Annotated in this window: 8 protein-coding genes; 2 read left to right on the forward strand and 6 right to left on the reverse strand. The window is 40.2% G+C overall.

Translation table 11 applies throughout. The features are described 5' to 3' along the window. Positions 1–949: 949 nt before the first annotated feature. From QNI15_RS25775 to QNI15_RS25785, 3 genes are read right to left on the reverse strand one after another with little or no spacing between them, the layout of a single operon-like run. A complete protein-coding gene (locus QNI15_RS25775) occupies positions 950–1,645 on the reverse strand; it encodes a LytR/AlgR family response regulator transcription factor (protein WP_314000003.1) in 696 nt (231 codons plus the stop codon). A gap of 3 nt (positions 1,646–1,648) precedes the next feature. Then, positions 1,649–3,148 (reverse strand): serine hydrolase domain-containing protein, encoded by a 1,500-nt coding sequence (locus QNI15_RS25780; protein ID WP_314000001.1) that lies wholly within the window; start codon positions 3,146–3,148, stop codon positions 1,649–1,651. Positions 3,149–3,200: 52 nt separating this feature from the next. Then, positions 3,201–4,778 (reverse strand): sensor histidine kinase, encoded by a 1,578-nt coding sequence (locus QNI15_RS25785; protein WP_314034464.1) that lies wholly within the window; start codon positions 4,776–4,778, stop codon positions 3,201–3,203. A gap of 224 nt (positions 4,779–5,002) precedes the next feature. Between QNI15_RS25785 and QNI15_RS25790 the strand changes: the two genes are divergently transcribed. After that, the gene (locus QNI15_RS25790; RefSeq protein ID WP_314034466.1) at positions 5,003–6,601 is read left to right on the forward strand and encodes a Na+/H+ antiporter; all 1,599 of its coding nucleotides are present in this window, start codon (positions 5,003–5,005) and stop codon (positions 6,599–6,601) included. Positions 6,602–7,041: 440 nt separating this feature from the next. On the opposite strand, the gene QNI15_RS25795 is transcribed toward QNI15_RS25790, so the two are convergent. The 3 genes from QNI15_RS25795 to QNI15_RS25805 form a co-directional block, all read right to left on the reverse strand. Beyond that, positions 7,042–9,429 carry an outer membrane beta-barrel protein gene (locus tag QNI15_RS25795; RefSeq protein WP_314034469.1) on the reverse strand — a complete coding sequence of 796 codons (2,388 nt, stop codon included), beginning with the start codon at positions 9,427–9,429 and terminating at the stop codon, positions 7,042–7,044. 119 nt (positions 9,430–9,548) lie between these two features. Continuing rightward, on the reverse strand, positions 9,549–10,634 hold the full coding sequence (locus QNI15_RS25800; RefSeq protein WP_314034471.1) for a helix-turn-helix domain-containing protein: 1,086 nt from the start codon (positions 10,632–10,634) through the stop codon (positions 9,549–9,551). A 200-nt stretch (positions 10,635–10,834) separates the two neighbouring features. After that, on the reverse strand, positions 10,835–12,388 hold the full coding sequence (locus QNI15_RS25805; RefSeq protein WP_314034473.1) for an FG-GAP repeat domain-containing protein: 1,554 nt from the start codon (positions 12,386–12,388) through the stop codon (positions 10,835–10,837). Between the two features lie 354 nt (positions 12,389–12,742). Here QNI15_RS25805 and QNI15_RS25810 point away from each other — a divergent pair, with 354 nt between their 5' ends. Then, entirely contained in the window at positions 12,743–13,315 is a 573-nt protein-coding gene (locus QNI15_RS25810; RefSeq protein WP_314034475.1) for an RNA polymerase sigma-70 factor, read from the forward strand. Positions 13,316–13,497: the final 182 nt, after the last annotated feature.

Here is a 13,497-nt window from a genome sequence, read left to right on the forward strand (position 1 = left end):
TTGCTAGCCGAACTGAATTATATGCAGAACACGTTTTGCGGTACGTTCAACGCAAGTGACATGGAGAAGAGGTTATTTGATTTGTTTGGAGGAAAATAGTTTTTGCCTAGAGTTCACCGCAAAATTGTTAATGCGTTGAATTAACCGCACGAAATTCTTTTGAACAGAATAAACCGCAAGCATTCACTTTGACCTGAACTCACCGCAAAAAATTTCATACGCATAATTCAAGTCAAATCCGGAGCGAATGCTGAATTACGTTGAGCCAATGTAGATAGGGACGACCACGCCGAGTCGTGACAGGCTGGCGGTTGGATTTGGAAAGCATAACCTCAGATTGATTCCTAACAGAATTTGTGGGAAACAAGGCTACATCTACATTTTCAATGATGGTTTGTTACCTCAATCACAATCTGTGGGAATGTGGGCGATCTGCCAATCGCCCCTACATTGTCGAATTAATTCAATCATTGTCTGCATTATCCAAGATAACTCATCTCTATAACTCAGGCATATTAGAAGTACTAAAGCTGCCACTAGTGAATTTTAAGCGATGTTGATGGCATTTTGAGAGGTATCACTATGTATGTAAAATAAGCCTTTAACATAGGCCTTGATTGGCTATATATCTTATTGGTATAGTTAAAACAGTAAATACCTGATAATAAGTCCTGTTACACTTGGTTACACAGAGTTACACCGTTAGTTACACATCTAAGTAATTGTAAGATAGGCTAGTAACACTGGTTACACTTGTCTCTCATATACGCATATTTAGTATAATATAATACTATATATAAAAGGAAGTATAGCTGTTGCTCTATTGTTACCAGGAACTTTGGCAAAAAATAGCAAAACTCCGTAACCAGTGTTACCTGTTTGATTTTCAGTGTATTAATATGTAACCTTGTCTGTAACCATGTGTATCCTGTGTAACTTATCGGAAGCCCTATCGGACATTGATGCGTTCCCGAATCGTTGTCAGGCTTTCTTCATAGGAAGCGCCAATGGGGATTTCATGGTCAGCTATCCAAAGCTGATGACGGGAAATTTTTTCAATTTTAGAAATAGCAATAATATAGGATCGGTGTACCCGAATAAATGTCCCTTCCGGCAGCATCTGAAGAATATCTGTCATAGTTTGCCGGCTTAACAGCTTTCGGCCTTTCAGTGTAAAGATCAGATAGTTTCCATCTGACTCAATGTAGAATATATCATCCAGCAACACTTTTTCTTCTTCATACCCTGTTTTGACAAAAATAAACTTCTCTGAATCGCCTTCCCGAAGTGTCTTTATTTCCAGGGCTTTTGTACACGACTTGGTAAATCGTACCAATGAAAAAGGTTTAAGCAGGTAATCAATAGCATCCAGTTCAAAACCCTGCACGGCATATTCGGAATAAGCGGTAGTAAATACAACCATCGGCACTCTTGACAACGTCTGCACAAACTCAATTCCTGAGATATCAGGCATTTTAATGTCTACAAACAAAAGATCTATTCGGTTTTGCCGGAGAAAAGGAATAGCATCGAAGGCGTCTGTAAACGTGGCAACAAGTTCCAGGAAAGGCACCTTTGAGGCATGTCTGGATACAACTTCCAAAGCACTGGGTTCGTCGTCAATAGCAATAGCGGTAAGTTTCATCAATTATTTTATCTTGGAAAGTTTCCATTCCTGATCTTCTCTTTGTCCCTGTATACCATCAATGCTGCCATTCGCATCTCTCGAAAATGTATACTCGTTTTGAGGAAGCTCATACAAAAAGAATGTAGTATCATCTGTAAAATGCATCTCCCAGGTATTGCGGGAAGTACTATTGTGGTATAGAAGCTTTTCACCCTGTTTATATACTGTAATAGTCTGATCAGGTGCTTCACTCCAGGTATAGCTTCCAATATAAGCATCTGTAGTAGCAGAAGCCACTTTTATCTCTTTTTTCACTACCGGATTATAAAAATCTTTCCAGGTATATACAGAAGCTACACTGTTTACCAATTCCCGGATTAGTCCGAAGTTATCGGAATTACACATAATTACGACTCCATTCCCTCCCTCTACAGAACCATAATATACAGACGAAAAGCCTTCATTCAAACCAGTATGCTGAAAATAGGCAGCCTCCTTTCCTTCCCTCATAAAAATGAATGTACCCAAAGCCGCATCGTAACGAGGCAAATAAGGTGTAAGCATACGACGTGTCATTTTGGGCGACAATACCTTACTGGATTTGCCTTGCAAGGATAACTGCATCTCCAGCACAAACGTAGCAATATCCGTTGGGGTAGTCCATAAACCCGCTGCGGCTTGTTCAGGATAGATATGGAACAAACTTCCTATTGGCTTACCATCATACCGATAGCCTGTAGCCAGTTCATGTTGTAATTTTACAGCAGGGGGCTGAGCAAAGGTACTGTGTACCATCCCTAAGGGGTTCAGAACCTCTGTCTGCATGTACTGAGCATACATCTTTTGGGCCACATCTTCTACCAGAAGTTGTGTAAGGGTAGTGCCTCCTCCTGAGTACTCCATTGTGGTGCCGGGCTCTGCCATTAACCGTATGGCTGGAGAGTTGGCAGGTGGTAGTCCGTCCAGTACCTGTAGCAATGAAGGACGAGGCTCCTTGTCTGTGTAACCAGCAAATCCATGTACTGAGAGCCCGGCAGTATGGCTTAGCAGATTGCCAAGAGTAATTACTTTTCCGTGTGCCAGGGAATCATACGGAAACTTCCAGCATTTGAGGTACTGATTAATATCTTTGTCCAGTGCTACCTGCTGATTCTGTACCAGCTTCAGGCATCCTACGGCATTCAGCGACTTGCTGATTGAGGCTGCCTGAAACAGTGTATTTTCTGAAACAGGTCTTTTATCCGTGGTATCTGCCCAGCCATATCCTTTTGCCCATTCGATCTGGTAGTTATGGATTACGGCTATACTTACTCCCTTTACCTTGTAAAAACGCATCCGTTCAGCCAGTGTCCAGTTGGGTCTTCCATCAATCTGCATCCAGGTGCATAGACTCTGCTCTACCTGTTTGATCCGTTTTTCGATCTCAGGAGTATAGCGCCTGGCAGACTGGGCTCTGACTGTTGAAAGCCCTCCTATGAGGAGAAATGACCAAAGGGAGAATAGCGTTAAGTATGTTTTCATAGTTGTAGTTACTAAATAGCTGTAAGTGATCTGATAGTCTGGTATCACTGGATTACCAGTAACGTAAAACCAGAGAAGCAAAATAATCTTGTCCTGACTGTTCTATAGTGAGTGTATATCGATCCGGATAAAGTAAATCCAGTCGCTTACGTACATTTTCCAGGCCGACTCCCGATTTATTTTCTTCCGGATCATTCTCCAGCTTGGCGTGCATCGAATTATGTACTTTAAAATATAGGTGAGTAGCATCTAGTGTCAGCGTGATATAAATCCAGGACGGTTGCCGGAAGCTGATACCATGTTTGAAGGCATTCTCAACAAAGGGGTTCAACAACATAGGAGCAATGTATATTTCTTTGTCTGGCTGTTGAATGTTTATTCGTATTTCGATAGGGTGCGATTCATCCAGACGCATACGCTGTATAGCAATGTAATTATACAAGTATTCTGTTTCCTTACTTAGAGGTATGCGTTCCTGGTTATTTTCATGGAGCATAAACCGCATCATATCACCTAGCTTCTGAATGCCATCGGATGTTTTTTCGGCATTCTCACGCAGGGCAGCAGCATATAGCGTATTGAGAGCATTGAACAAAAAATGCGGATTAATCTGTAAACGCAGTGCAACTAACTCAGCTGATTTATGTGAAATCTGTGTCTGTAACTGGATCTTTTCTTTGGTAAAGACTTGCCGCAGATACATAATCACCAGAGGTGCAATCAGCAATATAGCCAGAATAGCTACGACCCTCTTGTTGCGGCTTATTTCCAGATCAAAATCATTGGCGGCAATCCAAGTCATGGCTGTACCCGCCAAACAGATAATAAAGTAAATAACCAAATGCTGAATAACCAGATTCCAGGCCGAATGTTGAATGGCAGGAAGTAATCGGTCATAGCAGAACTTTTGCAGAATAAAAACCAATAACCCCAGCACCAGCATATAAAAGAAATACCGGAATGTGCCATCAGCCAGGTTTGCCATAGGCATATCAAACAAAAACTCAGGAACTTCACCTGTTAATGAAAAACCTAGTATTAGTGAAGCCAGACAAATTAGTAGGAAATACCCAATGTATACCTGATTGCCTTTCTGGTCTTCGCTGAGCTTGATATGAATATAATAATAGAGCTGGGCTACACATTCGTAATATCCAATGATGGTGAGCATCGCCACTGTAGAGGATATGACATTGCGTTGGCGATACAGAGAGTAAGCTCCTGCTCCAATAATATTCCCATTATCATCATGATAATATTGCGGAAATTGCCGAAGGTACAGATAAACAAAAACCCCTGCTCCCGCTAATATCAGCGTAATAACCAGAGAAATGAAGGTTTTGTCATCCTGCTGTGCCTCTTTGATTTTTGGGAAGGTATGGTAATGAAGTACATACCAGGCTGCAACAAAAAAAATAGTGCATCCGGCAATAGGCACACACGTATTTACCCCAAAGTTATACCCTTCAATATCTGCCAGTTGGTAGGCAGATCCGCCTTGTGATTCAGGCTCAGACAGAAACTGAAGCAGATTCTGGTATTCCTCAAAATAACGGCGTACCAGATAAATGATAGTGGCAATAAAAATAAAGAGGGCTTCATAAAACCTGACCTTGTTGAGCGTGTGCATAGTACCATTGATTTTTCATCAAAACTATATGCGGAGAAGGGATCTGTGGCAAAAATGGGATGAAACTTTAGAAAAATGGGATGAATGCATCTGTAGAAAGGGTAATGGATAAAATTTTTGGGATGACTCATGTTTTCTTTTCTTTCCAAACACGGAACCTCCTGTTTGATCGCACATTTTTGATAAATTATTATCTTGGCATTACAAATCTCAACCCAACCTCTATGCATCAAACCTTACTCTTATGTATTTCTTTATTACTGGCAGTTTCGTTATTTGTAATGCTTGGGCAGCGCCTCCGCATTCCTGTTCCGATCTTTCTGGTATTGAGTGGTCTTGTCGTAAGCTGGATTCCGGGAGTACCACGTATATCAATTGATCCGGACCTAATCTTTCTGATCTTTCTGCCACCCTTATTGTATGAAGCCGCCTGGTATACGTCCTGGAAAGAATTCTGGCGGTGGAGACGTATCATTGTTGTACTGGCTTTTGGTCTCGTTGTATTTACTGCCTTTGCGGTTGCCTATGTTTCACAGGCTCTGATTCCGGGTTTTACCATGGCACTGGGATTTCTATTGGGAGGCATCATTTCGCCACCGGATGCTGTTGCAGCTTCTTCCGTCTTGAAAGAGATTAAAGTTCCCAAGAGGGTTATTAACATTCTGGAAGGAGAAAGTTTGGTCAATGATGCAGCCAGCTTAGTTGTATTTCGGTTTGCCCTTGCAGCTATAGTATCTGGCTCGTTTATCTGGAAAGATGCAGCAACAGGCTTTTTTTCAGTTACAATTTTTGGCATTGGCGTTGGATTAGGCGTTGCAGGTATATTTTATGTGGTTCATCGCTGGCTTCCGGCTACTACACGTATCAATATTCTAATGACCTTTATGGCTCCTTATGTCATGTATCTGGCAGCAGAGGAACTCCATGTGTCGGGTGTAATGGCAGTGGTAAGTGGAGGGTTATTCCTGTCCTATCACAGACATCAGATTTTTAATCATACAGTTCGCATTCAGGGAGCAGGCATGTGGGCTACTGTAGTATTTGCGTTGAATGGGTTAGTTTTTATCCTTATCGGTTTAGAGCTGCCTGTCATTGTCAATGGGCTGGATGGCTATTCCAAAGGAGAGGTGATATGGTATGCGATTGTTATCACATTGCTGGTTATTGTTACACGTATGGTAGTGGTGATGTTCACCTCTATTTTTACACGAATAGTAGGGGGCGTGATTCCGGTAGCCGAACGAAGACCAGGCTGGCGTGGACCTATCATTGTAGGTTGGGCAGGTATGCGAGGAGTGGTTTCTCTTGCGTCCGCTTTATCCATTCCGCTTACACTGGATACAGGAGCAGCATTTCCACACCGAAATCTGATTCTGTTTATCACGTTCATAGTTATTCTGGTTACACTGGTATTCCAGGGGTTAACTTTACCCTATATTATCCGAAAGGTCAATTACGCGGATCCGGATCATCTGGCTTCTGAACACGAACAGATTGCAGCCATCCGAAAAAAACTGCTTCAGGTAGCCCTGATACAATTGGAAGAAAATCATTCAGACAAAGTCATTACCAATGAACTGATTGCCAACCTAAAAAACCGGATGGAGGATGATCTGTACCTGCAAAGTAACCATTTGGAAGCGGTAGTACTTGATGAAGAGAAAATGGCGGAATATAATGAAGTCTTTGCGGATATAGTAGCCGCTAAACGAAAGGAGTTGTATCAGTTACGCCACAGAAATGAGTTTGATGACGAGGTAATCCGAAAAGAAGAAGCCTGGATTGATCTGGAACAGGAAAAGATTAATCATTCTGTACACTAAGCTGTTATCTCCAGGATAACGTATTGATAATGGTAGGAAAACAAAAATTCCCCGATGGAAACCTTCGGGGAATTTCAGTAACAAACCACTTACAACCTAAATTTTATTTTTATATCTAAACCAGACGTTTCGTCTGAGGATATGTCTGCTTGACTAACACTACAAAGGTACTACATTTACACCCCCTTTGTAAAGTCATAATTTACTGATTATCATACATGAATGCTTTCCTGCCAGAATTTTGAAAGCCTACCTTGAAAAGCAGGTAAATAACTGATAAATAAGCAGATATAGTATCATAAGGACATACAGAAAATAATCTGTAGCAGAAAAGTCATACAGTTTTTATGTATTTCCCCTGTATTTCTTTCATTTACCACCTCTAACATACTGATAATAAACCAACTAACTGAGTACATTTTCTTTTCAATGCAAGCATTTTACTTTGCTCTTTTTTCTTCATCTGTCGTTCTGTTGTCCTTACTGGTATAGTTGCCTGTTCCGAAATTATATACAAGTGTAAATACCAGCCGACGGGTAGCATAACGATGTGCCAATTGGTTATCTATGATTTCTTTTTCCCGAAATACCAGTTTGTATGCATGTGTATAGAAAATATCATAGAAGGTTAGTCGGGTATTTAGCTTATCCTTTAGCCAGCTTTTCTGTAATCCAATATCTGCTGAGCCGAAGGCTTTGCGTACATACAGGCTACTACCTCCCTTTGACTGATACCGATAGGTAAGATCTGCCGTAACTCCCTTAGGTAAAGTAAAAACATGGCTTCCATTGATACTAAAATCTGTGACTCCTATCGCATACACCTTTCCCAGATAAGGCATCTGTTGTTTTAAATAATAAATACCCAGGTTATGTGTCATCTTCCACCACTGAGTAAGGTTAGAGCCATAGCTGGTTTCCAGATTGGCAAAATCTGCATAAGGCAGGTTGGTGCCCAGATACAGCAACTCATTAGTGGTTCGGTTGTATTCCGGATAGCGAACCATATAATCTTTTTCTCTACCGGCTGTTATACCAACTGTAAAAGCATGATAGGCATACGACAGATTTGCCGATGTTGTAACCGAAGGACGCAGGTATGGGTTGCCTACCCAGTAATTGAGAGGGCTATAGTAGAAACGAAAAGGATTTAACTGACTAAAATCCGGACGTGTAATACGTCGGTTTGCATTCAGACTAATGCGGTGATCCTGTCCTAGTTGATAGCTGGCATTTATTCCGGGTAGCCAGGTAATATACTCTCGTTTTCGTACAGTATTTTGTAAGACAGAGTTCGCGATGGTACGTGTATATTCTGTACGGAGACTTACTCTTATGTCAAGTTTATTACGTTTATGCCCATAGGAAATATACCCAGCGTGAATGTATTCGTCATATGTAAACCGATTGGTACGTCCGGCATCAGGCACAAATTGTTGCTCTGTATTCAATGTATCATAACGCAGATCATTGTTTGTACGCACTATAGCCAATTTAGCTCCTGCCTGCAAATTACCAGATTGCATATTTCGGGAATAATCGGCCTGTATATTCCGAATCGCTATGGTATTTTTTAAAGTTGTTTTCCAGTAGTTTGTTCGTTCATTCGAAAACTGATTCCGAATCTGGATGTCTTCATTTTGTCGATTCTGGATATTTGTCAGTGAGCCAAATAAATTCAAACGGCTGTTTTTCGAAAAGGTGAGAGTATAAGCTGCATTCAAGGCGTCATTGAGCTGTACTGGCACTGATTTATTAGTGGTTTGGCGGATATCCAGGAGCTCATACTGTACAGGTTCCCGAAACGAAAGCTGATTAACTGTAGTCGCATTTCGATTGGCTCTATATGTTTTAAGAGAGAGTTCAATAGTATGATGAGGATTTATTGTATAATCAACAGTTGCCTGAAGGTTCCGGTTATTATTGGTAGTACGTGTGTGGGTATGAGTAGCCATGATGTTTGTGTTAGCCAGATGTTGCAGGGCAGTATACAGATAGTAGTCGTCGCCTGCTACATAGCCCGTTCTGAGCGTATAGGTAGCTTCTTTGGAACGGTAAGCAACATTCAGTGTATTGTCTGAGGACGAGTACATATTCTGACGAAATGCGGAATTGAGGAGGCCTTTCCAGCCCAGCGACTGATTTTGTCTTAACTTAATATCAATAATGGCTTTGTATTGACCATCGTATTGGGCAGACGGATTGGCGATAAGGTCAATGGACTCAATCATATCAGGGGATAAGGCTTTCAGGTAAGCCAGAGATTCCTCCGCACTCATCGGTACAGGTTTGCCGTTGATAAAAATAGCTGGCGTGTTTCTCCCTGATACCAGAATGGAACCATCCGGGTCAACAGTGACTCCAGGAGCTTTACGTAAAATATCCAGGATGTTGGTGGAAGACTTAAACAGACTATTGCCAGCTACCTGAAGTACTGTTTTCATGGGTTCATAGCTAATAGCATTTCTTTCCCCTTTCACAATTACTTCCTCCAGTTGTTTGGCATCTTCTGCCAGAATGATAGTTTCGAGCTCTATCGTTGTCTGTTCGGGATGGATATTAAACTGACCTACATATGCCTGATGACCCAGCAAAGACACCTGAAATCTATAATGGCCAGTCTGTAGCCCTCTAAACTCAAACATACCTGTAGAATCTGTTTGTACACCTGTCAGAAACAACGAATCTGCCGCTGTAGATAGTCTCACTGTAGCAAGATAGACAGGAGTATGATTGCTGTCCATGACCTGTCCACGAACAATAACCTGGGCATGAAGTAAAATGGTGCTCAATAATAGCACAACAACTAGAGAAAGGAATTTAAGCATACGTCACATTTGTTACATTCGAAATTGAATGCCCAAATATGTAGTGAATGCCTACTCTCTATGTCCTGATCTTAGATTCCGGGCGTACGGATTTATAAATCTGTACTGTTTCAGGCGTATTAACGTACCAAAGAGGCATCCGATCGTTTTGCCAGATCCTCTTTATACATAAGTGGTGTGGTAGCTTTGATCTTCTTAAATGCAGTATAGAAAGTGGATTTGGAATTAAAGCCTACTTCATAGCCTATAGCTTCTAAGGAAAACGGATGCCCCTGGGCTATCATCCGACAGGCTTCTTCAATCCGATACTCATTCACATAGGATGTAAAGTTCTTTCCCAGATTGTCGTTCAGTAATTGTGACAACTGATGAGCAGGTATGTTTATCGATTTAGCCAGTTCACTTAGTGTGAGGTTGGAATTTTTGAATAATCCCCCTTTAACCATTTGCTGCTCCAATGTTGTTACTAAATTCATAACTGTAGCATCATCTACCTTCCTGACCGGATTTTTTGCCGGAACCACATAAAATTGTTCGGCAGTCCGGCTGTGATACAGGTGTATAAAAATCATTGCATATAATACCAATGAGAATATAATAGCTCCACCATAGTAGGTTTCACAAATATCTCGGATTAAATAGGCCATCATAAACGATAGAAATATAGCCACGTTTACTGAATAAATAGCCAGCAACCACTTCTCAGAAGGTTTAAGTGCATCACTTGTACTACGAATACGGGCAAAAAGACCGCTTACAACTACTCCAGATGCAATGATATACAACGTCCATACAGCATACACAACCTGAATACTAGATTTCCTCCAGAATTCGGGATTGGGAGCATAACGGTACACTACTCCCATAAAAACAATAGCTGCAAGCAAGGCTCCTATCTGGTATTTCCAACTACGGGGGACTTGTGTTAACTGATCAATAGACGATTTAAGAAAGAAAAATAACGCTGGCCCGATCAACAGGCAGGATGAAATTCCAATCTGCCGATAAATTTCAGGTAGATCAGAATCAAAATATATTAATACAGCCTTACCAATACGCAGACTCAGTGCAGCCAGCAAACATCCCAGGAAAAAACTGGAAAGATTTCTTCGTTTAGCCAGAAACATAAAATAAATGGCCAGCAGAATACCATTAAAAGCTCCCAGAGCTCCAATAAAGAACAGGATATATTTACCATCATGCATATACTTGAGGCAGGTTACTTATAACAAAAAGTAACCCAATATACTAAGCTGAATAATGGCAAAAAAGCAATTATGGATGTACGGATAAAAAACATACTTTTAGTAAAACAGACTAGATTGTTCCTACTCAGTAATCAGGAAAGTAAAATCAACAGGATTTCTTCTTACTCTTCTACACTAAAAACCATTTCTCAATCCTGTCATTTATGTAGTTGATCATGTTGATTCATAAACAGGATCAAACCCGTTTTAGACGACTTCCATTGCTGATCCAGATAATCTGGTACACCACCCGGTGTCTGTGCAAACAAACCCAATAATATATCCATATCTCCATCCTGATCAATATCCCCTTTTTCGAGGGTAAGAGATTTAACAGGCAGATCACTTTGATGGGTGAAGGAGGTAAATTGTATATGATCTCCTCTGCTCGTATTTTCCAGATACACAAATGATTCATTCAGTAACTCATTATAATCAGGAAAAAAGGCCGTTAAAGCAATATCGATATCTCTATCTTTATCAAAATCATCCGCAATGACTTTTGTTGATCCATATACGGGATAAAAGTATTTCTCATCAAACTTTCCATTGCCTCTGTTTAAATGGATACGAATGCCATGAAAAGCTTTCAGAATAGGTGAGTGATCTGCATTATCTCCATGCGCAGTGATCATATCAGTAAGTCCATCCTTATTAAAATCTATCAGCACCATATCTGTTGTGCCAAAATGTGGAGGAAAACGCAGTACTCGTTTGGCTTTAAACTGAAAATCCTCTTTCTGCTGAAAAATGTAGACAGACTCATCCCCTTGGGCAAACATAGCAACGATATCTTTTTCACCATCTCCATCCATATCCTGTACAAAACACTTTATAGCACCAGGCATATTCAATAGTACTTGCTCAGTATAAGCTTCAGCAGAAGTACGCCGGGTATAGACAGATAGTGAGCCTATCTTATTCCCAAATTTGCAGACTATAATTTCCGGAATACCATCATTATTCAGATCTTCAATCTGTGTATGAACAGGTCTATGAAGAGATGGTAGCCATATACTGTCTTTATCTCTGGCAAGCAGATTAATCGAACCAGTATTTAGTTCGGTAGGAAATAGCTTTCCTATTTCTGTCAGATAGGTAGCATCCTGATAAAAAGTAAAATCTACTACGGGACTCTGGGTTGTCAGACTCTGGGTAATACCTTGATTCCATTGCCAGTTATAGACCTTCTGATAGTTATCTCCTATCCATACTGTATGGGTTTCGCTATTATATTTCAACCCGGTTATCAAAGAAGGGGAATTGTCCTGAAGGGCAATATCTTTTCGTACAAATTGTTCCAATGGCGCATTACGGGTAAGCCGACTTCTATCTATTGCTATTTCATCCGGGGCATTGCGAATGATGTATTGAGACAATTGATTCCACTCTTCCTTAGTTAAAACAGGTTGTTTTGGAATAATGTTATTTTTTGCGACTATCTCTTTTTCTTCAGGTGTTAGTCCTTTAAGTGGATCAAAACCCGGATAGGTAATGCCCATACGACTTGCCATTATGGGTAAGACCCGTGATTCCCATACTTGCTTAGTTAAACTGGAAGGCTTAGGTAGCATATGACAACTCCCACAATGGCTAAAATACAGAGTCTGGCCATTATCAAGCGCTTTGTCTTGAATAGTCCGAAAAGAGCTGGCACTTACACTTATTAGTATAACAATACAAGCAAAAACAGTAATCTTTATAAATCTCATAGCAGGTAGGCTTTTTGAATACTTATTACAAATATTAGCTGTAATATAGCTAATACTGGATAAACATTGCTACCTACGTATCATATTTTGGTGAAAACACCTTACTATCAATTTACACCAAATAGAGAAAATTATCTTTACAAAAAATTGACAAGAGCTATAACATCAACCTATCTGTCCATTCACTTCTTTTTGATAAATTCTGCCAAGAATGGCAACACTCATCTCTTTATAGTATAGCCTATCGCTTATACGGGATTTCCAAACCAAGGATAGTTCAAAAAAACATGTATTTTTTTATATTTACTGGACAGATATCTTTACATTTGTTGAAAATCACTTTATGAGCTGCCAATGAGAAACTTTACTGATGCATACCTTTTGGAAAAATTGTGTCAAAATGACACAACAGCATTTGAAGAGATCTATCGCCGATATAGCTCCAAGGTATATCGGATTGCTTATAAGAAATTATATTCTAAAGAAACAGCAGAAGAACTGGTACAGGATCTGTTTACCAAACTTTGGCTAAAACGTCATGAGTTGCATATCACTGGCTCTATTGAGAGTTATCTGGCAATTGCTATTCTCAATGCTGTAACTACCCATATCCGAGCCTGCTTGGTGCGAGAAAAATATGCCTCACAAATACAATGGGATCATTATTTACAGGAAACCAATACGGAAGATATAGTATGCGTTAACGAGTTAGAAGAAGCCTTACAGAGAGCAATTTCTAGTATGCCTGAAAAATCCAAAGAAGTATTTTTATTAAGCCGTAATGAAAGTCAGTCTGCCAACCAGATAGCAGAACATCTTAATATTTCTCATAAAACGGTAGAGTATCATATGGGAAAGGCACTAAAATATCTTCGGGTTTATCTTCGTGACTTTGTAACACTGATTATATTCTGGTTTACTTTCTGAAAAGGATATTATCAGTCTCCTTCCTGTGGTTTCTAAAATAGGTTACGCCAACCAACACTAACTAGCACCTTCTGGCAGTTTGCTCTTAGCCCAATAGGTTATGTACAACTATTTATTATGGAATTTTATCTGCCAGTCAGAGATACTAATCACTAATCAATATTTTTTTTGCCTTGCCACTA

It is taken from the genome of Xanthocytophaga flava, from assembly GCF_030068545.1.
GTDB classification, from domain to species: Bacteria; Bacteroidota; Bacteroidia; order Cytophagales; family 172606-1; genus Xanthocytophaga; species Xanthocytophaga flava.